Below are 22,975 nucleotides of genomic sequence, written 5' to 3' on the forward strand. Positions count from 1 at the left end.
GCCGGTGCGCCGCTTTTGGTGAGTAGGCGGCCGGCACCGAATCACAGCCTCACGCCAGGGGACTCGAGATGAACGACGGGACCACCGGACGGCAAGGGTATCCGCCGGCGCGTCGGCCGGCCCCATCGTGTGACGCCCTCTTACGCGTGCGGCTGAGGCCTCGCCTGCGTACCGCCATGAGGGCTGCGTGGGTGGGTGATCGGCGGTCTGCTCCCAGCCGCCGTGGTGCGGCGGTGGGCTCGCCTTTCCCCCGACGAGCCCACCGCCGGCCGTCTCGACCGGGGGTGCTGGCATGACGGTGTATGTCTCGCGCAACGCGATGGCCGACCAGTCCCGGCGGCCCGAGCCGGGGTGCTCGTCTTCGCAGTGGCAGGTGCGGCCTGCTGATCCGCCGTTGCTCACTCATGTGTGGCGTCGGCTGTTCGAACAGCAGGCCAAAGAGGGTGATCGGCGGTGACCGGCCAGCAGCGCCGCCTCTCGGTCCACCGGACCGTGCCGACAGGGGTTGAGCATCTGCCGATGCGTCCGCTGTGGCTGTGCCGCCGGTGCGGGCAGCCGTGGCCTTGCGGGGCGGCGAAGGTGGCTCTCGTGGCCGAGTACCGGGACGCTCCAGTGAGCCTGTTCCTCTACCTGGCCGGCTGCCTGCACGACGCGATAGACGATCTGCACCGGCTCAATCCGAGCGTGACGGGCAGTGCCGCGGACATGTTCGACCGGTTCCTCGGCTGGCCCGCCCGCCACACCCACGCCTACCGCGTCAGTACCACCACGGCCGTCAGGAGCCAGGAGGCCTCGTCGTGAACGGCATCGGCCTCATCAACGCCACCGGCCAGCCGGCGATCGCTGGCAGCTTCCACACCCTGGTCGTGCAGCCGACCAGCTTCTGCAACCTCGACTGCACCTACTGCTACCTGCCCGACCGGAGATCCTTCCGCCTGATGAGCGATGCGGTCGCGCAGGCCTGCGCCGAATCGATCGCGCAGCAGAACAGCAGTCATCCGGTGAGCGTCGTGTGGCACGGGGGCGAACCCACCGCCACACCCATCGGCCTGTTTCGGGATCTGCTGGTCCCTTTCGAGGAGCGGCGGCGTGCGGGGCTGGTGCGTCATGAGATCCAGACGAACGCGACGCTGCTCAACCAGCGGTGGTGCGAGCTGTTCAGTACTTACGGGTTCGAGGTCGGGGTCAGCATCGACGGGCCGGGGGCGTTGAACCGTAACCGCCTCGACCGGGCCGGTAACCGGACGGACACCCGAACCCTGCGCGGTATGCAGGCCTTGGCCGAAGCCGGTCTGCAGTATTCGGTGATCTGCGTCGTCACACCGGAAACCATCGACCACGCGGAGGCCCTCGTCGACTTCTTCACCGGCCTGCCCGGCTGCGAGTCGGTGGGCTTCAACATCGAAGAGCAGGAGGGCGCCGACCGGGCACCGGTGTCGGAGAATGCCGCTTACCGGTTCTGGCAGCACCTCATCGAGCGTCGCGTCGGCGGCAGCCCGCTGCGGATCCGCGACGTGGACCGGCTGGCCGACTATGTCGCCGCCACCCGCGCCGGGCACGTCGACCACCCGCCGTACGAGCCGATCCCGACCGTCTCTTGGGATGGGCAGGTGGTCCTGCTGTCACCGGAGCTGCTCGGCATCACCGACCCGCGATACGGCGACTTCATCGCCGGCAACGTCCTCCATCAGCCGATCACCGCCATGCTCGCCCGCGCCGGCGACCTGGGCTACGTCGCCGAGTTCATTGCGGCCCTCAACGACTGCGCCGACCTGTGCACCTTCTATGACTTCTGCCGGGGCGCCCAGGCCGGCAACCGCTACTTCGAGCACGCGACGTTCACCGCTCGCGAGACCGCGTACTGCCGCACCAGCAGGCAAGCCCTCGTCCGCGCCGCCGCGGATCACCTCACCCCTCAAGGAGGAGCACCATGACCAACGCTCTCGCGGCCCTCGTCAACGCCGCACCCGAGCAACTCGCTCGCCTCGGCGTCAACCCGGAGCGGTCGGTAGCGTCAATCGACGCGGCAAAGTTCGACAACCGCCCCACCTGGGACAACCGAGGAAAGTTCGACAGCCGACCCGGCTGGGACAACTGGAACAAGAAGAAGTAGGCCCCCACCGCTAGACGCGCGGGGTGGCGTGCCCACCCCGCGCCTACACAGGTTGAGGACACATGCGCACCACCACGATCGGCGACGTGAAGGTCCTGCTGCCGGACCTCGAACCGGACGACCTCGACACCACGACGGACCTGGACGGCGGCCTCACCGAGGCCCTCGTCGAGGGCACAGCGTGGCACGGCGCGCAACTTGAGGACGCCAGCATCCGCAGCAGCCTGATCACCGGCGTGGACCTCAGCGAGAGCACCTGGGAAGCCGGCAGCCTCTACGGCTGCGAGATCACCCGCACCGACTTCTCCGGCGCGACCCTGACCGGCATCACCATCGAACGCTGCGCCATCACCGGCTCACGGTTCACCGGCACCAGACTCACCGACGTACGCCTCAAGGACGTCCTGTTCGACGGCTGCCGCTTCGACTACGCCACCCTCCAGCGCGTCGCCGCCGCCGGCTCGGTCGCGTTCACCGACTGCATTCTCACGAACGGCGCGTGGTCTTCCTGCCGGCTACCTCGCCTGGTGCTGCGGTCATGTGACCTCGCTGGCCTGGAACTGGATTCCTGCCACCTCGTCGGCACAGACCTGAGGGGCAGCCGCCTCCACGGGCTCAAGACGTCCCTCGACAACCTGCGCGGCGTCACCGTCGGCCGGGACCAACTTCCTGACCTCACCGAGCTGACCATCGACGTCCTCGACCTCACGGTCCGCAACGAGTGAACCCGAGGGTGCATCGTGCTCGCTGAACCCACTGGCAGCCCGGACACGATCCTCGTCTGCATTCGGGGCAACTCCGGCTCCGGCAAGAGCAGCATCGCCCGGGAGCTGCGGCGCCGGCACGGCCGGGGCTGCGCCCTAGTCGAGCTTTCCCACCGTCCTTTTGGTGTACGCGACGTCCACGAGCGTCACGGCTGTTGATCCTTCGGCGGTCCTAACCTTTCATGATCTCTACGTTCGTGACGTGGGGATGTGAGAGTGCTTGGACCGCAGGCGGGTTATCGGACATCTCCGGGTACAGGAGATCCTCCTCAGCGGTGGACGGCGGTCGTGGACGATCCTGTGGCCCGAGGGCGCCGTCCACTACGAAGCGGACCGGTTCCTGCGCCGGTACGAGGGCGAGCCAGGCACCCAGCGGACGTACGCGTACCTGCTGGTGGATCACCTGCGGTGGCTGGAACGCGAGGCGCTGCAGCTGAAGGCTGTCCGGCTGCGTGATCTCCAGCGGTACATGGGGATCGTCGGCGCAGAGGTACGGATGCCGCTGGGCGAGCCGTGGCGGGTGGGCAAGCAGCCCTACAGCGCGACAACCTTGGGCACCACGGCGTCCGTGCTGAAGGGCTTCTACCTCGGGCTGCCGGAGGAGCACGGCAACGCCGAGCTTCGGCGGGACTTGGACCAGGTCCGGTTGCCGTCGAAGGCGGACCGGAACAGATCGTTGCTGGGGCACGTCAGCTCGACGATGCCGGCCAACCCGCTCGCGCCGCGCACGGGCGGTCGGCGGCATCCCAAGATGCTGCCTGACGAGGGCCGTGGCCGGCTTCTGCGGAGGGCGACGACGGCTCGCGACCGCATGATCGTCACGTGGCTGTATGACGGCGGTTTCCGGATCGGCGAGTTGTGTGGTCTGCACTTGGCCGACCTGCATCTGCGGGAGAACGCTGAGTGCGCCCAGGCGCGTAGCGCGCACGTGCACATCTGCCACCGCGAGGGCAACGCCAACAAGGCCAGGGTGAAGACGAAGCACCCCTGGGAGTTGGTCAACGGAGTGGTGCACGGTGGGCTGATCCGCCGGGTGAGCCCGGAGATGATCCACACCTACTTCGCCTACATGACCAGCGAGTACCCGCGCACCGCGGCGACCAGTCACGGGATGCTGCTGGTGCAGCTCGCCGGGGATCACCGCGGGCAACCCCTGTCCGCTGCGGGAGCCCGTAGCATGTTCCGCCGGGCGGGTCTGCGGGCCGGGCTCGGCCGGGTGCACCCGCACCAGGCGAGGCACAACTTCGCCAGCGCGGTCTTGGACGCTTCGGGCGGTAATCTCATGATCGCGCGCGACGCCGGCGGGTGGGCGTCCAGCGCCACCGTCGACCAGATTTACGGGCACACCGACATCCACGCCCCTCAGTTCGATGCGGCCCTGCGCAAGGTCTGGAGCCAGACGTGACGGCCGCGACGCAGCTGGCCGTAATCCGACCGGATCGGGAGTCCCGCGACCGGCTGGAGATCTTGACCGCGCTGATCGACGGGCCCGGGTTCGACCCGCTGTTTCGCAGCGACGTCATCCGGATCCCGAGGAACCACCCGGCGCTGCACTGGAACTGTCTGATCAGCGGCTGCGACGGCTACATCAAGCGCCAGGAGCTTTGCGCCAACCACGCGACCCGCTGGTATGAGGCGGAAGCGGCCGGCATGGACCGGCTGGAGTTCCTGCGCACCGCCCCGCTGGTCAAGGCGCGCAGGCGACTCAACGCCCCGACGGGCTGCCGCGTCCCGCGCTGCGGCCGGCCGGCGGAGCGGAGCATGCTCGTCGGGGTGTGCACGTTCCACCGCAACCGGTGGCTCGAGTTCAGCGGCTCGGTCCGCGTGTCGGACGACGACCGGTTCGAGCGGTGGTTGTCCGCCCAGGAGCCCTGCGCCTCCTTTGGTCGGTGCGTCGCGTCTTGCTGCGATGATCTGGCGCGCTCGCCGTTGGGACTCTGTGAGGATCACGAGAAGCTCTACCGGCGGGCCGGCCGCCCGGGTGGCGCTCGGCTGCCCGCCAACTGGTTCCGCTGGTTTGAGCGTCACGGTCAGCGCGTTCTGGTCGACTATGACGACGAGTCTGTGTTCCGCCGCTGGCGCCGTGAGGTCCAGCCGGCCGCGTGCCCGGGGCAGATCAGCCTGCATGGCCTGAGTCCGCTGATCAGGGCGGAACTGAAGTGGGGCTTGTTCTCCTACACCCAGCGCAGCGACCACACCCGGTGGTGGATGCACTCGATCCTGCGGGTCGTGCGCTCCTGCCGTGGCCTCGCCTGCCTGGCGGACGTCAACCTGGACGGCGCGGGCGCGCACGAGCGGATGATCGTGAACGAGATCCGCCGCGATCTCGAGACCGTCTACGTGACGCCGAGCGAGAGCAAAGCCGCCGGATACATCGACTTCGAGCACTTCGGCCGGCGGATCAGCAAGCTCAACAGCAAGTTCGACCTGACCCTCATCCCGCAACGATGGCTGCGGGACCTGCTCTGGGACCACCTCGCCGACCACCTCCGCTCGGTGGACAACCCGCGCGGACGGAACACCTACTTCGCGATCCGCGTCGCGGTGCAGGAACTCGGCGCGTTCCTGGGGGCAGCAGCACCCGCAGCCGGCCACGACCCCGCACTGCTGGCGGCGGAACACGTCGACCAGTTCGTCGCCGATCACCGCCGCCGGGCCCGAGACCGGCTACCCGCGCTACGGCCCAGCTACAACACCAAGTCGCCCGTCGTCACCGACGTGACGTGCAAGAACACATTTGACGTCCTGCGCCGGATCATGCGCGCGGCGCTGGAGGCCGGCCGCACCGAGCCCATCGGCCTTGCTCGGGCGTTTGTCGTCGCGTTCCCCACCGGGGACAAGCGCGCGTTTCGGCCCCGCAGCCCCTACACCGACGACACCGCCCGGGCCCTCGCCGACCCGGTTAACCTCGGACTGCTGGCCCAGGCCGACGTCACCGACCGGGGAGTACGCGACATCTGGGAGACGATCATCGTGACCGGGCGGCGAGCGGGCGAGGTCGTCGGGCTGCGGCTGGACTGCGTCGGGATTCACAACGGCGTGCCTCTGCTCTGGCACGACCAGACCAAGGTCGGCAACTACAACGAAGCCATCCGCATCCCCGACTACACCTACCAGCGGCTACGGGAACGGCAACACGCCACCATCGCCCGGTTCGAGCAACGCTACGCCCGCACGCCCACGGCGTAGGAACGCGCGACCATGGCGATCTTTCCCCGCGGCTACAAGAACCCCCACGGCACCTACGCCATCGGCCTCGGCTGGTTCCACGGCCACTTCCGCCGCTGGGTCAGCGGCCTCAACCTCGAGCCCGCCGTCCCGCACCAAGCCCGCCACACCCTCGCGACGAAGCTCCTGGCCGCCGGCGCCAGCATGCAGCACATCAAACGCTACCTCGGACACGTCGCCGAGCGGATGACCGAGCACTACGCCAAGGTCGCGCTCAGCGACATCGACGACGTCCAGCAGCACGTCTGGGTCGCCGGGCCCGGCGCACCGCAACCCGGTGAACTGATCTCCGATCAGGTTCCAGCATTACCGCGCGAGCAGGCCCAAGCCCTGGCAATCGACCTTGGCCGGCGCAGCACCCCGACCGAAGGCGGGATCTGCACCTACCAGGTCGTCGTCGACGGGGGCGCCTGCCCCTGGAAACTGGACTGTGAGCACTGCGACAAGTTCGTCATGACCGGCGCCGACCTGCTGTATTGGCGCCGCAAACGCGAACACTGGTACTCGCTGGCCGAACGCGCACCCAGCGACGAGATGGCCGACTGGCTGCACCAGCAGTTCGAACCCACCGCCCGCGCCATCGCCGGACTCGAACGCGCACTCGCCGGCCTCGGCCTGCTCAACGACGCGCTCGCGCTGGACCTACGCCGGCCCCAGGACTACTTCCACCGCCTATGGACCACCGCGTTCCGCACCTCTGACCTCGCCGCCGTCGGCGGCATGGAGACCACCTGATGGCCATCCCCGACCATGGAACGCTGCGCACGATGGCCGCCAACCACGCTCGCCAGCAGAGCACCCGAGACAAGCTCGACCGCATCGAGGCGACGCTGCGCACCATGCGCCGCGAACGGACAACGATCACCTACCCGGCCGTCGCCCGACGGGCCGGCGTCTCGCGCACCTTCCTCTACCAGAACCCCGACGCCAAGAAGCTGGTGACCACCGCGATCGCCGCCAGTGGCGACCAGCGGCGCCAGACGCAGGCAGCCGCCGACGCACACATCGAAGCGTCCTGGCACCAGCGCGCCCTCAACGCCGAGGACGCCCTCAAGGCCACCTACACCGAGATCGACACCCAGCGCGAACGGATCGGCATCCTCCTCGGACAACTCCGTGACCTGCAAGCCGAATACACCGACGGCACCGCCCAACGCCTCACCGCCGAGAACACCGAGCTCAAACAGCGCGTTCGTCAGCTCACCGAAGACAACCGGCGCCTCGATCAGAAGCTGCAGGCCGCCCGCTCCAACAACCGCTTCCTCGACAAACGCCTCGCCGACCTCGAAGCCGAACTGCTCGACGCCCAGCTGAACCACCCAGCAGGCGCCCCGCCTCTCTCCTGATTCTGCGCGACTCGCCGACAGCAGGGCACCGGGCTGACGGGCTGCCAACCCGTTGACGTGTCCCGGGTGTGGGCCCGGCCAGTGCCAGGATCAGCGTCATGAGACTCAACCCGGGAATCACTATCGAACATGCCGACGACGTGCTGCGCAGCGCAGAGACGACATGGACCAACGCCCGCAGCGGCAGCCCCGGGCTCTGCCGTGCCTACACCGACGCGGTCAACGACACCTATCCCCAGACGCCGACATTTCAGCCAGCGGCGGGCGACGAGCCAGCGCTGCCCGCCGAACGGACTCAAGGGATTTACGACGGACCTCCCGGTCGCAGGATCTTGAATGTGGAAATGTCGTCAGTGTCGTGGCAGATGTAGAGGTCGCTGCCGTCCTTGATAGTGCTCACGTTCATATAGCTGTTCCTCGTGGCGGGGCATACAATGACATACTCGCCGGGATGGACCTCTGTTATGTGCATCAGCGTTCTGTCGTCGGAGCCGTCGGTTTTCGCTTCGACGAGGTGCCTGCTCTTCTCCTTGTCCCAGGAAAAGAACAGATACCGATTGTCGTACGCGGGACATCGAATCCGGCTCAGGCGACTTCCCGCGTCTTCGATGACGAAGACGGCTCGACTGATTGTCCGGTCGTCATCCCGTTTCGGTGCACGGCTGGCTTGGACAACCCGGTCACCTGTCCTGGCTCGGTGGGAGACGAAGGCGAACGCCGAAACGTTCTCGCCGGAGATTCTGGGGGAGCTGAAGAGCATGATCGGAGTGTTGAAGATGCTCGTCATGCGCTCCTCTTCTCTGCGGCCGGGGTGTCGCCTTCCAACATCTCGAAGCACATGAAGACCTGCGGTGGATCGGTGCTGTCGTGGATCACGTGATAGTTGCCGCCGCTAGTTTCCTGTTTGACCCTGATATACGTCCCGGTAGCGACACACTGGAATGCGTACTGGAACGACGGCCCCATCGCCCGGATCTTGAACAACGTCCGGTCATCGGACGTGTCCGTAGTTGCCTCGACGAGCTTGCGCTTTCCGTTGTCGTCGATCTCGTCGGAAGAGCAGAAAAGGTAGTACGGCTCACCCCGCGCTGACCGAATCCTAATGAGCCCGGAACTTTCTGTCTCTACCAGGAACGTCGACCGGGCATGCTCGTCGGGCTGGCTTGACGAGCGGACGACAAGATCGCGGCCCATTCTCTCGTCTGACACATAGATGAAGTTTCCGCTGCCGCTGATCACCTGGGTGGAGAATATCAGCCATTCAACGTTGCTGGTGCTCCACGGTTCACCGATCACACGCACCTCCGTCCACAATGCTAGATCTCAGTCAGCCCTCCAACAAGGAGCCACTTTCATCCTGCGCAGCTCGGGTTCTTGGCGTGGTGGAGGACGAGGATGGCCTGCGGGGCGGCACGTGAGGACCCATCGCCCGACCGTGTCGTCCAGGGCGTCGGCATCGACACCGGCCAGGATCCGCCGGAACGTGGACTCGTCCGGAGCCCGATGCACCCCGGTGAACGGATCTCGGAACACGCCCAGCTCAGCCAGGACGTGTTGGGGTGCGTCAGCGGCCCATCCCACGACCGCCGCTGCGCGGCGGGCGCCGGTCAGCGCCGCCGCCACGGCCGCGGCCAGGACCACCGGCAGCGCATGCACGACCCACGCGAACACGAATCAAACGTCCAAGAGGGTCTGCCCATCGTCTACGACACCAACATGCTGATCCACTGGCGCCGACCATCCGAGATCAACTGGCGAGAAGCCCTCAAGGACCAAAACAAGAGCCGGACAAGCAGAAGCACGGCGAAGGCCGACTCGCAGACCGGGCCACCAATGCGCTGCGCTACTCCATGAAGCCCTGGAAGACAGCGAACCCGGCCAGCCGACCCAGATCCGTCCCGAAGCCAGTCTGAAGACCTGGGTCCGACACCGATGAACGCGGCGACGACACGGACCTCGCGATCCTGCGCTGCGCCGCAGACCCGAACACCCTGCACTCCTTGTCGGCGCCCGGATCCTCACCGGCGACCACGGCATGCGACTACGCGCCCAGCACATAGACGTGAAGGTGCTGGAACTCACCGTCAACTATCGGAAGCCGACAAAAAGCGTCACCAAGCCCGCCAAAGCGGCGGACGAAGCGAAGTCCAACGGCCTGACGTGACGAACATGTTCACGACGTACTTTGCCCAGCTCAGGAACACGACGGGCACAGACAGCGGTCGGTAAGCTGGAGCAGGACTACCTGCGCCGCATCGTGCTGCGCGAGCGGGACCTGCCCGGCGGCATCGCGCCGGCGCTGATCGCGCAGACCGTTCGGTTCGCCCTCGACCACGGCTACCACGTGATGTTGGAGGGCATCCTGCACAGCAGCCGCTACCGGAGCATGCTGACGGCCCTGCGTGACGGTCACCGGGGGCGGTCGCTGTTCTGCTACCTCGACGTGTCCCTGGCCGAGACCCTGCGCCGGCACCTCACCCGCCCGCAGGCCAGTGAGTTCACCGCGGAGCACATGAGCGGCTGGTACGCCGCTCACGACGTCCTGGGCTGGCCCGACGAACTCGTCCTACCCGAGACCACCACCCTGGACGAGGCCGTCGAGGCCATCGCGGCTGCCGCCGGGCTACCCCAGACCGGACGCGACGACGATCTGCTTCCGAGCGTTCCGTCCCCGTAGCGGAGCTCGGCTGATGCGGCTTCGGTCCTGCCATCTCCCGCTCCTTCCCCAGCGGGGAGTCTCGACAAGAGCCGGGACGGTTCAGGCAACGGGGGCGGAGCCTGCTCTGCCCGGTTCATCAGGCGTCGTGGACGCTCCTGTCGAGGGACCACCGCGCACCCTTCCGGCATCCGCCAGCCGTTCCCGCAACTGTGCCGCCTGCGGGGCATCTAAGGCCTCGAAGATCTCGAGTGCAGTCGACCAGTGCCGGCTTGCGCCGCCCGCGTCACCTGTCAACGCCGTGAGATCTCCCAGGCGCTGGTGCGCCTGACCGCGCTCGTACTCGGTGCCCGCTGGCGTTGCGAGGTCGATGGCCTGTAGCAGCGCGTCCCTTGCGTCGGCGAGCCGACCCGCCGCTTGGAAGGCCTCGCCGAGGCAGTTGAGGGTCATCACCTCGTCGAGACGTAGACCGAGCCGCGCGAAGGTGGCCCGTGCGGCGGTCAGGTGGGCGATTGCCTCCGCCGACTCGCCCAGCCGGACCCGGGCCAGTGCGACCCCGCGTTCGGTGATTGCGGCGTTGCGATCAGCGCCGACGGCGCAGTAGAAGGCCAACGCCGACAGGCTGGCTGACAGGAACTCGGCGTAGTCGCCCTCGTAGAAGCTCAGCCAGGCCCGGTTGGCCAGCGCCGTGTGTACGCCGTGCTCGTCGCCGACCGTGCGGAACAGCGTCAGCGCTTCCTCGTAGTGGCTGGCTGCCGCCTCGATGTTGCCCTGTTCGAGTTCCGCGAGACCCAGATTGTTGACAATCATGGCGGCTGCACGCAGGTCGCCCGCCCGCCGCGCCGCATCGAGGGCCGTGCGGTGGGTCGACTCCCACGGTGCCCAACGTTTGGTGATGAAGAAGTAGCCCCGGAGGGTGTACGCCAACTGCCAGCACGTGACGTCGAGGCCTGCGGCGAAGCTGACTTCGCAGAGTCGCACCAGCCTCGACTCCACCTCCGACAACCAGGTCAGCGCGGTCCCGTACGCGGAGACGTCGGGCAACTCCGCTGGTGGGTGGGCCACGTCGAGCGGCTCGCGGTGCCGGTGCGGGGTGATGGTCCGGTCGGCGCTGTCCGCCGCCGCGAGGTGGTAGTCGAGCAGCCTGCGCACCAGGATGTCGCGCTGCGGTGCGGCGATCTCCCGCGCCGCGGACCGTGCGCAGTAGGCGACCACGAGGTCGTGCATCCGGTAATGATCACGGCCCACCCGGCTGAGCAGATGCCGAACACTGAGCCGGTCGAGCGCCGCACGCGTCTCGGTCAGCGGCCGGCCGACCATGGCGGCTACCGCGTATGCGTCGATCTCGGCCTGAGGATCGACGCCCAGCACGGTGAACAGGCCGCGATCGTCGTCGGCAAGCGCCGCCTGCGACAGCGTCAACGCCGCGGCGACGCTCCGCTCGCCGTCATCGAACTCGTCGACACCGGCTGGTCGCGTCACCAGGCGGGCGGCCAGCTCATCGGGCGAGAGCGCGTCGTCCGCCCGCCAGCGCGCGGCCAGGATGCGCAGTGCCAGCGGCAGGCCGCCACACGCGTCGGCGATGCTGTCGAAAGCCTCGTCGGGGTCGGGCGCACGCCCGATGACCGCGCGGAACAGCCGTCGCGCGTCGACCTGGCCCAGCACGTCCAGTCTCACCAGCCGGGCCTCGTCCAGCGCGACCAACCGGTGCCGGCTGGTGACCAGCATCGCGCACCGGGCGTTCGCGGGAATCAATGGGCGGACCTGAGCCGCGTCTCGCGCGTTGTCGAAGATCAGCAGCAGCCGACGGACGGCCATCTGGTCGCGGTAGAGCGCCACCCGGTCGTCGGTGGAGCGCGGGATCTGGTCCCCGGGTACGCCGAGCCGGCGCAGCAACCGGTCGAGCACCTCACCGACGTCGAGCGGATCGGTACCCGGCGTGAACCCGTGGAGATCGAGGAACAAGCACCCGTCGGGGTAGCGGTCGGCGATGAGCCGCGCCGCCCGCACCGCCAGCGCCGTCTTCCCGACCCCGGCCATGCCGTGTAGTGCGCAGACCGCGGGGACGCTGTCCGCGCTGGGCGCGACGGAGAGCGCGGCCACGATGTCGGCGAGCTCCGCCGAGCGGCCCTCGAAATGGGCGATTTCCGGCGGCAACCCAAGGATCGCGGGCGGGTGGGACACTCGGGGCTGGTTCCGCATCGGCGCCGAACGGACCGCTGCCGGCCCGGCGTCCGCCTGGTTGATCCGGTCCAGAATCAGCTCCGCCACATGGTTCACGATCATTTGCTCGTAGCTCTTGCGGAAGCGGTCGACGGTCACGCCGTACGCCTCCGCCGCCCGGCGGCGGCGGTCCTGGCCCGGCCAGTCCCGGGTTCCGGGGACGAGCCCGAACGTGTAGCGCGCGGCCGTGCCGAGGCGGCCCTCCTCGATCTCGGCCAACACGGCCGTCAACAGCGCCACGACCGGCGCCGACGACCGCGCGTCCTCGCCGAAGCCACACCTGGCGGCGCAGTGTCGCAGGCCGGCCAGTTCCATGCCACGGAGGTTCACCAACCCGGCCTGCCGCACCAGGCGGAGCTCTTCGGCCAGTTCGAGGTCGCTGGGTTGACGTTCGCCCAACTGGGACATGCTCAACGTCTCCCTTCGTCCGGGCTGGACGGCCGTGCGGCCCCCGAAGCGGTTTCAGTATCCGGGGTCCAGCCGCACTCAGCGACGGCCTCGGCGAGCGCCAGCGCGCCCGGGAAAGCATCGGTGACCGCGTGCCACCGCCGCCCGAGGCCCTGCTCCAACTCCGGCGGCAGGATGGGTGTACGCCCCGCGAGCAGGCGCAGCGGCCCCACGACGTAGGTGTCGGCCAGTGTGGTCAGACCGGCGAAGCGCGACGATCCGGTGGCGAGCGCGGCCCGCAGCGCCGCGGACGGCCAACCGCGAGCGGCCCGCTCCGGAATCCCACCCGGCAGGCGACCGACCCGCTCCACCAGGCCGGCGCGGAGCATCGCGGTGAGCTCGGCCTCGCCCCGCGCGGCGCACTCGGCCGCCGCGAGGATCTCGACGGCCATCGCGTAGCTCTCCGCCGCCAGCAGCCCGGCACCGAACTCGATCGGGCCCGGGGCGGCCAGCAGGTGGTCCAGGTGGGCGCCCTCATGGATGCCGGTACGCACGATCGCGGCTCGGCCGAGGGGGCGCCGGGTCAGGTGCAGGACGGTGGCCCCCTGCGGCAACCGCATCCACATCCGACCCGGCAGACCTGGGTCGATATCGCACTCCACCACTCGGAACGCGCGGGTCGGGGACGGCCGGTAGCGGGTGGCGCGGCAGATGAGCTCGCCGGTGTCGGCCGGCCAGGTCGCGGGTTTGTCGGGTCCTCGCACGGCCGCGAGCGCATCGCAGAAGTCCGCGACGATCCGGCTGGCCCGCACCGCCTCCCGCCGGTCGGCGCCGTCGGCCTCGACCGGAGCCGGCCCGCATTCCGGATACCACCGCGGCACCGGCCCCCATTGTTCGCGGAGCAGCCGCAGCCGCTGAGCGAAGCGCCAACCGTACGAGACGCCGGTCTCCCGTACGACGTCGTCCAGGCCGACCACGGTTGCCGCGGATCCCACGACCGCACACCCGACGGCCACGTCAACCCAGCCCCGCACGGTCCAGAGTTCCGCCTCGGCACCGACCGCCGGGACGTCGGCGGCGGCCCGGGCAGCAGCGACCGCCCAGCGATAGTCGCGCTCGAGATCCGGCGGCGTGATCGCGAGCGGCGCGGCGCGGGTCAGCACGCCGCACGCACCCGTATGCGGTAGAGCAGCCGCCGCGGGTCGGTGAAAGGGGTGCGGCCGTGCAGCACCCGCCGGTTGTCGACAATCACCGCGTCGCCCGCGTCGAGGCGGAGCTGGACGATCTTCTCGGAGGTCGCGATCGCGGCCGCGAACCGCTCGGCCACCTCGTGCTGCCGCCGGTCGCGCGCGACGAAGTTGTCCCGCCGCCAGCGGATGGTGCCGTCCCCCGCCAGGACCGGTGCGCGGAAGGGTGGCTGGGCGGCGAATTCGGCCGGCACCGACCAGCTCCACCGCGACGCCCGCAGCGCCCGAAGATCGCCGGTTCGCTGTACGGAGGCTTCGGCGTCAGCCGCGGCCAGGAGCAGGGTGTCACCCCCGTCCCGGGCCGGCCGTACGACGAAGAGCAGGACCAACTCCTCGGGGTCGGGCCGGTACTGGGCGTCGGTGTGCAGGGCGGCCGCGCCGGCCCGCACCGAGAACGTCGAATCTGGATTGCCGGTGCGGGGTGTCACCGGCCATAGGGCCCGCCCGCCGTCCCGGGTCGACGGGGAGCCGAACGCGAGGGCGAGACGCAGCATGCCGTCGGCGTCGACCTCACCCTTTCGAGTCAGCAGCGGAAGGTCCCGCAGGACCAGGTAGCCGGTGGCAGGCAACCGCGCGGTGCCGGCGAGTTCGAGCCCGGACATCAGCAGCCTCCGATCCGGTCGTCGAACAGGCCGGTCAGGACCCGCAGCAGGAACCGGACAGCCTCGCCGGTCTGCTCCGTCTGCCACCACCGGATGCGGTGGTCGTCCGTCGCCCGCGGCCGCGCCGGCCGGTGGTCGGTGCGCTCAAGGCCGGAGAGCCGGCCCTCGGTGGGTAAGAACATCGGTATCTCCTTGAGTTCGCCCGTATCTCCAGCCAATCGGCCCGGCCGGGTGACATCTGGGTCGTCGAGCGGCGTAGCCCGGGTACCTTCTGGGCATGTCCGGCCGAAGAGCCGGACCACCGCGCGAAGGCGAGGTCAGATGGGCGGCTACGACGTCTTCCTCTCGCTGGCCGGGCCGGACCGGGACGACGCCCTCCGGCTCGCCGCAGCCCTTGACCGCGAAGGCCTCCGGGTGTTCGTCGACGACGAGGAGATCCCGCTGTTCGAGTCGATCACGGCGGAGATCGAGGACGCCCTCAACGCGTCGAAGGTGCTGGTGACCTACTTCTCGCGCAGCTTTCCCGGCCGGCCGGCCTGCGAGGTCGAACTGACCGCGGCGTTCTTGTCCGGGCAGCGCGAGGGCGACCCGACCCGACGGGTGGTGGTGGTCAACCCGGAGCCGACGGTCGATCACCTGCACCCCGTGGAACTCGCCGACGCGCGCTTCGCCCTGATGACCGGGGACACCGACGAGCGGTCGCTGCAATCGCTCGCCAAGCGGATAAAGGAGCGAGTCGACGTCACCACGGGCACCATCGGTGGAGTTGTCCTCAGCGATCGGCTGCGCTGGATCGGCCGAGAGACCCCGGGAACCCTCCACCTTGTGGGCCGCTACGCCGAGACCTGGGAGCTGCACTCCAAGCTGCACCGCGGCGACTTCACTCTCACGCAGGACATCCCGACCGGCGGGGTGGTCACCGTCGACGGCCTGCCCGGCAGCGGAAAGACGAGCCTCGTCGCCGGTTACGCCCGTCGGTTCGGCGCGCGCTTCCCCGGCGGGGTCCACTGGATCAGCCTCGCCGGCGCCACCGCCGCCGACGTCCTCGGTGCGTACGGCGACGCCCTGCGGGTGCTGGCCGACAGCGCCGGGATGGAGATCTCACCGCACACCAGCGTCGATCACCTGTGCGGCGAGTTCGCCAACCGGATCGCGATGGGTCGGCAGCCCGCGTTGTGGGTCGTGGACGACGTGCCCTCAGGTCTGGATCCGGCACTGATCCAGCGGTTGGCGCCGAAGGCGGGCCCGCTGCTGCGGACGATCCTGATCGGCCGCGAGCGTCCCGCAGACGAGCGCTTTCCGCATGTCTCCGTCGGTCCGATGACGGCGGTTGATGCTGCCCAGCTCCTGCGGGCGTACCGCGTGCCGGTCCTCGATCCGGCCGACCGCCGCGCATTCGACGAACTCGTCGCCCGGCTCGGCGGCCACGCCCTGGCGCTGACAACGGTTGGACGGCAGCTACGGGATCGGCAGGGGCTGGAGTCCTTCTCGGACTTCGTGCGCCGGTTGGATGCCGGGCTGGTCCCGCTGGACGCCGTCACCGCCGTCCTCGCGGAGGTCATGGTCGGACTCGGCACCGCCGCCCGGCAGATCCTCGACGTCTCGACGGTCTGCGCCGCCGCCCCGGTGCCGGTGGCCATGCTGCGCCAGGTGCTCGAGCGGGCCGCGGCGGTCAGTCGTGACGCGGCCGCCACCATTGGCGACGGGCTGGTCGAGCTGCGGGAGCGCGGGCTGGCGACCCGGGACGGTGCGAGCTGGCAGGTGCACTCGTTGGTCCGGGAGATCGCCGACACCCACGTCACCGCGGCCGTCGATCGGTTTGTGCTGGCCGGTCACGCGGCGTCGGCCGTGCTGGACCTCGCCGGGAAGCTGCCTGCGGACGGCCGTGGGCAGTTGACGGCCCACGCCGCCCGCCTGCGCGCCGACCCGCGCGTCGGTCCCGCGGATCAGGAGGCGTTGCTGCGGCTGCTCGCGGCGCACTACTCGACCTGGGGCCAGCCGCACGTCGCGATGACCTACCTGGAGGAAATCGTCGCCCGAGGGCGGGCGAGCCGGTCCGATCTTGTGGACACGGCCGAGGCGTGCCTCGGCGCCGGCCGGGCCAAGCGGGCGCTGCACCACTTGGCGACGGTGTCAACGGCGCCAGGTGCGCACCGAGTCGGGCCCGACCAGGTGACGGCAGTGGCAACTGCGCTTCGGGTCGAGCTCGTCACCGCCCAGGCTCGCGACGCGCTCGGCGAGTTCGCCGCCGCAGACCATCTCTGGGTCGCTCTCGACGCCGCCACTGCGGATGCCTCGTTGAGCGCGCAGAGCGCCGCCATCCGGATCGCGCTCATCCGGAGCCGGGTGATCCGGGGCGAGTTGGCCGAGGCCGCGGCCCGGCTTCGTACGCTCATCGCGGATCTCGCCGCGGACGACGGCGCGTACGCGCTCGAACGCCTTCAGGAGGCGCGCATCGAGCTGGCCCGCGTCCAGATGACCACCAACGAGCAGCAGGAGGCCCGGCGCACCGCGCGACTCGTCGTCGAGCACTACGCCGCTCACAATCTCGCCGACCACATCCACGCTCGCCAGGCGCGACTGGTGCTCGACGGGGCGCACCTGGCGCTCGGGCTCTGGGGGCTCAACCCGGACCCGGCGCACTGGCGGCGGGCGTGCCGGTCAATCGGTGAGCTGTTGCGCAGCCAGCGCGACGAGATCGGGCCGCTGAACCTGACCACGCTCGCGACCGAGGTCGAGTACGCGCACGCGCTGCTGTGCAACGGCCTGGCCCGGCACGCCACCGCGCTGCTCAACGGCACCCGCGCGCGCGTGGCACAACTGCTCGGCCCCGACCATCCGCTGCACCTGCACGCACTGCTGCTCGCCGGCCGGGCCGCGGCGCAACGCGCCGACTACACCGCTGCTCTCGACTTGCACGACCGGGCCCACCGGGGGATGAATCGGGTCCTGGGCCCCCGGCACCCGCAGACCGTGCATGCCCTCTACGGGCTGGGCGTCGCGCTTGCCCTCACCGGTCAGCGGGGGAGGGCCTCCCGGATCTTCGCCGACGTCCGCCGCGTCGCGCCGCGGACCGTCGGCCGCAAGACCGACCTCCACGCCCAGGGCTGGGTGGCGATGCCGCTGGTCGTGTTGCCCAGCGCGTTGTGGCGCACGGTGGCGACGGCGTCCCGCAGGCCGCCGGAGCAGTCTGTCGCCGCGCCGCACGACTGGGTCCTCGCCGAGGCGGCCGGTCAGCCGTCGACCTGATCGGCCACCCAGTCCCGCAGCCGGTCGGCCAGCCGGGCATGCGGATGATTGGCGCCGCGGGCCTCCCGCAGGCCGGCGGCCGCGTCGGTGAGGATGAACAGCGCGGCTTCGAGCTGGTGCCCGCCCTGCCCCAGCAGCGCGGACGCGTGCCCCACGTAGCAGAGGGCGAGCAAGGTCTCCGGGTCATCCGGGCCCAACCGGCGGACCCGCTCCTCGTGGACGGCATGGGCCCGGGTGAAGACGGCCACGCGGAAATCCGTGTTCGCGTCGAAGTCCTCGAGCGGATCGAGCTGCAGCCCGGGGGGTGGTGCGAGCGGTACGTCGGGCGGGGCAGGCCGACCCACCACCGGCAGCCCTGGCGCAGTGGCGACGAGCAGGTTGTGCAGGGTCGCCAGGACGTGCGGATCGGCGGGGTGATGTTCGAGGACGCGCACGGCGTAGACCGCATGGAGGCGGGCCGGGTCGGTGACGATCGCGACGTTCTCCGCCGCGCTCAGCGTCTCAGGATGGGTGGGGCCGAGCAGTCGCACCCGGCCGGCGTACACCGCTTCGAACGTCGCCGCGGCGGCGGTGACCTCGCCGGCATCCCGCTGGCTTGCGCCGAGGCTGTTGAGCGCCTCCAGCGTCAGGACGTCGTCGTCGCCGCGGAGCCGCCGCATCCGCTCGTGGACGGCGCTCCGCAGCCGATGGGCCAGCCGGGGTCGGCCGGCTCGCGCCACTGCGGTCGCGTAGTCGCCGAGCGAGACGAGGGTGTCGGCGTCGTGGATGCTCAGCAGGCGGCGGCGGGCGCCGTAGACCGTCCGGAACAGTTTGGCCGCTGCGGCCGGTTCACGCAGGTTCAGGTGGCCGACCGCCACGTTGTGCAGGGCGGTCAGGGTGTCCGGGTCGTCGGATCCGAGGACCCGGACGAGGGCCGCGTGGACGCGAACCTTGAGCTCGATCGCCTCGCGGTGTCGTCCGCGCAGGTCCATCGTCGCGGCCAGGCCCACCAGCACGGCCAGGGTTGACGGGTCGTCGTCGCCCAGGGCCGTGCGGCAGGCCGAGGCGAGCCGGGCGAAGACCTCCTCGGCCTGCGGCAGGTCGCCGAGCTCCACATAGGCGCGCCCGGCTTCGTTCAGGGCGTACCGGTCGCCGACGCCCTGCTCCGGTCGGACCACCTCGCGCAGATGGGGGAGGTCCCGCTCGATCTGCCCATAGCGCAGCCCGGGCCGCGTGTCGTCCAGGCGTCGGGTGAGGACCTCGAGCGCGGCCCTGCGAAACCGCTGACGTCGCGCGTCCGCCAGGTCGACGAAGCGCAGCGTGCGGATCACGAGAGCGTGTACGAGCCACAGCGGCTGGTCGTCGCCGTGCACCGGCTGGGCCAGTCCTCGTTGCCGGGCCAGGTCGAGGCCGGTGGACACCAGATCGGAGCGTTGGGCAGGCTCGGCGTCGTCGGCCGCCGCGAGAATCTCGGCCAGCAGCGGCTCGGCGATCGGAGCCGTTGCGAGCACGCTGACCAGCTGGAGCGTCTCGCGCGCCGGCGCCGGAAGGTCGCGGATGCTTCGGAGCAGCGTCGCCGCGATGCTCGCCGGGCGCCGTCCCGCGATCTCGCCATGTAGCTCGGCGGCGAGGGCTATCGCGTCCGGGCCGGGCGCGGCCAGTTCCGCCCGCAGCGCGGCGTACCCGGCGAAGCCGTCCGTGGCGGCGAGTCCGGCGGCGAGCGACAGTGCCTGGGGGTGTCCGCCGAGGTCGGCGCAGGCGAGCTGACGGGCAGCTGCTCGCTCGCCGGGGGCCGGGCGCCGGGCCGAGGTGATTAGCGCCACCGCGTCCTCGTCGGCCAGGGCCGACAGGCGGATCGGTTCGCCGCGCCGTGCCGCGGACTCGTACCGGGTGGTGATCAGCGTGTGGCCGGTGGCGGTGGGCGCGAGCAGGGCGTCGAAGAGCTCGTCGCCGGTGTCGCGGGGCAGGTCGTCGACGATCCAGAGGTACGGCAGACCAGCGCGCTCGAGATGATCGCGGAGTGCGTGCTCGTCGGCCTCCTGACCGTTGGTGAGCTGTCGCGTGATCCGCTCGAGCTGGCGCCGCCGTACGTCGAGTGCGAACGCGTGGTCGCCGCGGCTGTGCAGGTGGCTGCCGAAGCCGTGCAGGAGGAAGATGCCTCCCGGGTACTCGTCGGCGAAACGGCGCGCGTACTCGACGGCCAGTGCCGTCTTGCCCTGGCCGCCGAGGCCGAGCAGCACGGCGACGGCCCGGCCGCGACGAGTGGGTGTGTACCCGGGGGTCAACGCCGCTTTGATCCGCCACAGCTCGGCCCATCGACCGCGGAAGGCGGGTGCCGGTTGGGGCTCGTGCGGCAGCCACCTCCCCGGGGTGGCGCTCGGCGCGTCGCCGAGAACCCGATCGTCGACCTGAGAGAGATGGGTTGCGACCGATTCCGCGACCGCCTCCACCGAGACCGTGGCGACCGGCAACTTCACGTCGGCCAGTTGGGCCGGAACCAGGTCGGCGAAGTCCACGCCGTGCCGGACCGCGAGCACGCGGCGGGTGTGTCCGTCCAGGCGGTGAGCCTGAGCGAGCGCGGTGGCCAGCTCCCAGCGGCAGTAGGGGCTCTCCGGGAACGCGGGACTGTAGAGCGCGACCAGGGACCGCGACCGGGCGAGGTTCCCGGCGATCGCCTCGTCGATCTGTTGGAAGTCCTGGATGCCGCGCTCGTCCCGAAACACCCGCAGCCGCTGGGCCTCCAGGGCGACCTGGAGTCGGCACGCCAGAGCGTGGTCCTCCCAGGAGTAGCTCAGGAACACGTCGAAGTGGGGCGAGGGGGCCGCGGTCACTCCGTGATGGTCCACCAGGCGCCATCCAGGCCGCTGACCGCGTCCGGGCGTAGCTCGGCCAGCAGAGCGTGGGCGGCGCGCAGCAGCGGGTGGTCGTCCTCCAGGGCGGGTAGCTCCCACGCGCCGTCGTCGCTGCTCGCTCCGATGCGACGGTCGTATGCGGGGGAGCGGTCGAGTATCTGTTCGAGCAGGTCGACGGCCTCGCCGGTCCGGCCGATGCGGGCAGCCAGCCGGGCGGCGCCGAGCCGGGCCGCCAGTGCCAGCGGGTGGCGGTCCGCCGCGGTGCCGTCGGCGATCGCCCGGGCCTCGGCGAAGTGGGCCTGGGCCCGGTCGATTTGACCCAAGGCTGCGTGGGCCTCGGCGATTCCGGTCAGCGTGCCCACTCGTACGGGGTGGCGCGGAGCCAGGCGGGCCTCGTCGTTGCGGATCGCGTTCCAGTCGCGTAGTGCGGCCTCGGCGTCGCCGGACACCAGGCGGGTGCGCGCGACCGTGCGGCGGACCTGGAGAGTCGTCGGGTGGGCGGGCCCGAGGGTCTGATCGGCGAGCCGGGCAACGGCGTTCAACTCCGCGGGCTCGCCGGTGGCCTCGGCCCGGCACAGCCGGATCTCGATCGCCAGCTGCGGCGAGACGGTCGTGCGGAACCAGTCGTCCAGAGCCGGCGACGCGGCGAGCAGGGCGGCCGCCTCGGCGGGGCGCTCCAGGTCGAGCGTGCAGCGAGCGATGATCAGCAGTGTGTGCTGGTAGGCGTAGCTGAATGGCAGGTAGCCGGGTGTGTCGGTGAGGTGGGTCTGACGGGCCAGCAACGCCCCACGGGTCGGGTGTCCGGCTTGAAACAGCACGTCGGCGAGGCCGAGTCGGGCCAGGTGGATGCCGCGTGGATGCAGCGCGCGGTCCGCCAGCAGGAGCCGGGACTCGCGAACGGCCTCGTCGAGGCGTCCGCCTGCGGCGTACGCGCGGACGAGCGCGTTGCGGCTCAGCGACAGCCGTTCCCGGCTGGTCGGGTCGGATTGGCCGGTCGTCGCGCTGCGGATCCGGACCGCCTGCTCGGCATGCTCGACGGCCTCATCGGGCCGCCCGATCGCTGCGAGCGTGTCGGCGAGATTGGTCAGGGCGCGGGCCTTGCGGGACGGGTCGGCGAGCGCCTCGTCCGAGAGCCGCAGCGAGGTCTCGATCGACGCCAGCGACTCCTGGTGACGGCCGAGTCGATGGAGCGCGAGGCTCAACCGGCTGGTGAGGTCGGCCCGTACCTCGATCAGCTGGCGGCGGGTCTCGCTCCCCTCCGGCCCGGTCGCGTATGGACCGTCGATCGCGGCGGCAACCAACCGCTCGGCGTGGCCGGCTTCCTCCGCCGCGCGTACCAGCAGCACGTTGGTGCTGAGCAACTCCATGATCAACGCGCCGTGCGCGTCGATGCGATGCCGGGCGGCTCGGCCGCTGGTCTCGGCGCGCGACAGGACGGCCTCGGCGCTCTCCAGCGAGCGGGCCCACGGCACGTTGCTCGAGACGTACCGTCCGAACCAGTAACCCTCCAGCCCGGCGGCGAGCACATCGGGCGTCGCCTCGCGGTCGTCGGTGCAGGCCACGGTGGCGACGCTGGACAGGTGCAGGGCCGCGCCCTTGGGCAGCCGTGGTGGCGCGAAGGCGGCGGTCGCCGACGCGAGGTGCCCGGCCAGGTAGTCGGCGAAGATCGCTGACCGCCCGTGCCAGGCCTCCCGGGCGATCACGGCCAGATGCCCCTCGCCGAAGTCGTGCTCGCCGGCGCTGTGCGAGCCCCCGGCGGCCGCGCCGCGGACCCGGTCGGCCGCGGTGTCGCCCAGCCCGGCCCGGAGCTGGCCGAGGAGGAAGTCGTGCTTCCGACAGAACGCGGCGACATCGGCGAAGGCGTGCCGGACTGCGGCGCGCGCGTCTTCGGCCCGGCGGTGGGCGTGCGGCTGGGCCTGCTGAGGGCGCTCGGCCGTCCATCGTTGCCAGGCGTGTGCGACTGCCAGGGCGGCGAGCACGCCCTTGGCCTTGACCTCGCCGTACAGCCAGACTCCGCTGCGCCCACGGTGGCCCGATGGGCGACCGCGACCGGATTCGATCCGGAGCTCCCCGGCCACCTCATCCATGCGCATCGACCGATACGTGGTGCGGGAGAGGACGCTCTCGGCGGCTTCGGCGATGGCGGTCAGGTGATTGGCGGAGTCCGGCACTCGAACATCCTACGCCACGGTAGTCGAATCGATCTTTACCGGGATTAAAAATCCGACCAAGGAATCAAGTTGTAGCCGCGTTAAAAATCGAGCTACGCTCTGGTCGTCGTCACGTTCCTGCCCTGCCGTCCCTCGCCAGGGTGGTTATCCCCCAACTG

Annotated in this window: 20 protein-coding genes and 1 pseudogene; 12 read left to right on the forward strand and 9 right to left on the reverse strand. The window is 70.3% G+C overall.

The features are described 5' to 3' along the window. Positions 1-292 precede the first annotated feature (292 nt). The 10 genes and pseudogenes from amcA (HCJ94_RS30935) (at position 293) to HCJ94_RS17595 (ending at position 7,451) form a co-directional block, all read left to right on the forward strand. Positions 293-457: a multiple cyclophane-containing RiPP AmcA gene (gene amcA, locus HCJ94_RS30935; protein ID WP_309227325.1), complete on the forward strand. Its 165-nt coding sequence runs from the start codon at positions 293-295 to the stop codon at positions 455-457. Further along, positions 454-801 carry a hypothetical protein gene (locus HCJ94_RS17555; protein ID WP_168002108.1) on the forward strand — a complete coding sequence of 116 codons (348 nt, stop codon included), beginning with the start codon at positions 454-456 and terminating at the stop codon, positions 799-801. The genes amcA (HCJ94_RS30935) and HCJ94_RS17555 overlap by 4 nt, the downstream gene beginning before the upstream one ends. Beyond that, complete coding sequence (amcB, locus tag HCJ94_RS17560) at positions 798-1,934, forward strand: cyclophane-forming radical SAM peptide maturase AmcB (protein WP_168002109.1); 1,137 nt, start codon at positions 798-800, stop codon at positions 1,932-1,934. Before HCJ94_RS17555 ends, amcB begins: the two co-directional genes overlap by 4 nt. Beyond that, the gene (amcA, locus tag HCJ94_RS17565) at positions 1,931-2,113 is read left to right on the forward strand and encodes a multiple cyclophane-containing RiPP AmcA (RefSeq protein ID WP_168002110.1); all 183 of its coding nucleotides are present in this window, start codon (positions 1,931-1,933) and stop codon (positions 2,111-2,113) included. The genes amcB and amcA (HCJ94_RS17565) overlap by 4 nt, the downstream gene beginning before the upstream one ends. Positions 2,114-2,175: 62 nt before the next feature. Then, positions 2,176-2,838, forward strand: a complete 663-nt coding sequence (locus HCJ94_RS17570) for a pentapeptide repeat-containing protein (RefSeq protein WP_168002111.1) — start codon at positions 2,176-2,178, stop codon at positions 2,836-2,838. 15 nt (positions 2,839-2,853) lie between these two features. Beyond that, positions 2,854-2,982: pseudogene (locus HCJ94_RS17575) on the forward strand (kinase); the annotation flags it as partial. A 115-nt stretch (positions 2,983-3,097) separates the two neighbouring features. After that, a complete protein-coding gene (locus tag HCJ94_RS17580; RefSeq protein ID WP_168002112.1) occupies positions 3,098-4,282 on the forward strand; it encodes a tyrosine-type recombinase/integrase in 1,185 nt (394 codons plus the stop codon). Further along, complete coding sequence (locus tag HCJ94_RS17585; protein ID WP_168002113.1) at positions 4,279-6,066, forward strand: site-specific integrase; 1,788 nt, start codon at positions 4,279-4,281, stop codon at positions 6,064-6,066. The genes HCJ94_RS17580 and HCJ94_RS17585 overlap by 4 nt, the downstream gene beginning before the upstream one ends. A gap of 12 nt (positions 6,067-6,078) precedes the next feature. After that, positions 6,079-6,840, forward strand: a complete 762-nt coding sequence (locus tag HCJ94_RS17590; RefSeq protein ID WP_168002114.1) for a tyrosine-type recombinase/integrase — start codon at positions 6,079-6,081, stop codon at positions 6,838-6,840. Beyond that, the gene (locus tag HCJ94_RS17595; RefSeq protein ID WP_168002115.1) at positions 6,840-7,451 is read left to right on the forward strand and encodes a DUF6262 family protein; all 612 of its coding nucleotides are present in this window, start codon (positions 6,840-6,842) and stop codon (positions 7,449-7,451) included. Before HCJ94_RS17590 ends, HCJ94_RS17595 begins: the two co-directional genes overlap by 1 nt. A gap of 304 nt (positions 7,452-7,755) precedes the next feature. Here the strand turns inward: HCJ94_RS17595 and HCJ94_RS17600 are convergent, their stop codons facing one another. The 3 genes from HCJ94_RS17600 to HCJ94_RS17610 are packed head-to-tail and all read right to left on the reverse strand — an operon-like array spanning position 7,756 to position 9,122. Beyond that, positions 7,756-8,238 (reverse strand): hypothetical protein, encoded by a 483-nt coding sequence (locus HCJ94_RS17600; RefSeq protein ID WP_168002116.1) that lies wholly within the window; start codon positions 8,236-8,238, stop codon positions 7,756-7,758. Continuing rightward, complete coding sequence (locus tag HCJ94_RS17605) at positions 8,235-8,747, reverse strand: hypothetical protein (RefSeq protein ID WP_168002117.1); 513 nt, start codon at positions 8,745-8,747, stop codon at positions 8,235-8,237. Before HCJ94_RS17605 ends, HCJ94_RS17600 begins: the two co-directional genes overlap by 4 nt. A gap of 27 nt (positions 8,748-8,774) precedes the next feature. Continuing rightward, entirely contained in the window at positions 8,775-9,122 is a 348-nt protein-coding gene (locus HCJ94_RS17610; RefSeq protein WP_309227326.1) for a transposase family protein, read from the reverse strand. 514 nt (positions 9,123-9,636) lie between these two features. On the opposite strand from HCJ94_RS17610, the gene HCJ94_RS17615 reads away from it, so the two are divergent. After that, positions 9,637-10,128, forward strand: coding sequence for a P-loop NTPase family protein (locus HCJ94_RS17615; protein ID WP_240944302.1), 492 nt, complete (start codon positions 9,637-9,639; stop codon positions 10,126-10,128). Positions 10,129-10,209: 81 nt separating this feature from the next. Here HCJ94_RS17615 and HCJ94_RS17620 read toward each other — a convergent pair whose 3' ends face one another. From HCJ94_RS17620 to HCJ94_RS17635, 4 genes are read right to left on the reverse strand one after another with little or no spacing between them, the layout of a single operon-like run. After that, positions 10,210-12,738, reverse strand: a complete 2,529-nt coding sequence (locus HCJ94_RS17620; protein ID WP_168002118.1) for an ATP-binding protein — start codon at positions 12,736-12,738, stop codon at positions 10,210-10,212. A gap of 2 nt (positions 12,739-12,740) precedes the next feature. Continuing rightward, positions 12,741-13,880, reverse strand: coding sequence for a hypothetical protein (locus HCJ94_RS17625; RefSeq protein WP_168002119.1), 1,140 nt, complete (start codon positions 13,878-13,880; stop codon positions 12,741-12,743). Beyond that, positions 13,874-14,566, reverse strand: coding sequence for a TauD/TfdA family dioxygenase (locus HCJ94_RS17630; RefSeq protein WP_168002120.1), 693 nt, complete (start codon positions 14,564-14,566; stop codon positions 13,874-13,876). The genes HCJ94_RS17625 and HCJ94_RS17630 overlap by 7 nt, the downstream gene beginning before the upstream one ends. Further along, positions 14,566-14,748 (reverse strand): hypothetical protein, encoded by a 183-nt coding sequence (locus tag HCJ94_RS17635; RefSeq protein WP_168002121.1) that lies wholly within the window; start codon positions 14,746-14,748, stop codon positions 14,566-14,568. The genes HCJ94_RS17630 and HCJ94_RS17635 overlap by 1 nt, the downstream gene beginning before the upstream one ends. A 139-nt stretch (positions 14,749-14,887) precedes the next feature. Here HCJ94_RS17635 and HCJ94_RS17640 point away from each other — a divergent pair, with 139 nt between their 5' ends. Further along, positions 14,888-17,815: a tetratricopeptide repeat protein gene (locus HCJ94_RS17640; protein WP_168002122.1), complete on the forward strand. Its 2,928-nt coding sequence runs from the start codon at positions 14,888-14,890 to the stop codon at positions 17,813-17,815. Here the strand turns inward: HCJ94_RS17640 and HCJ94_RS17645 are convergent. Continuing rightward, positions 17,800-20,625 carry a tetratricopeptide repeat protein gene (locus HCJ94_RS17645; RefSeq protein ID WP_168002123.1) on the reverse strand — a complete coding sequence of 942 codons (2,826 nt, stop codon included), beginning with the start codon at positions 20,623-20,625 and terminating at the stop codon, positions 17,800-17,802. The genes HCJ94_RS17640 and HCJ94_RS17645 overlap by 16 nt on opposite strands. After that, positions 20,622-22,817: a tetratricopeptide repeat protein gene (locus HCJ94_RS31210; protein ID WP_168002124.1), complete on the reverse strand. Its 2,196-nt coding sequence runs from the start codon at positions 22,815-22,817 to the stop codon at positions 20,622-20,624. The genes HCJ94_RS17645 and HCJ94_RS31210 overlap by 4 nt, the downstream gene beginning before the upstream one ends. Positions 22,818-22,975 lie beyond the last annotated feature (158 nt).

Origin of the sequence: Micromonospora thermarum, from assembly GCF_012034245.1 — a bacterium.
Classification (GTDB): Bacteria; Actinomycetota; Actinomycetes; order Mycobacteriales; family Micromonosporaceae; genus Micromonospora; species Micromonospora thermarum.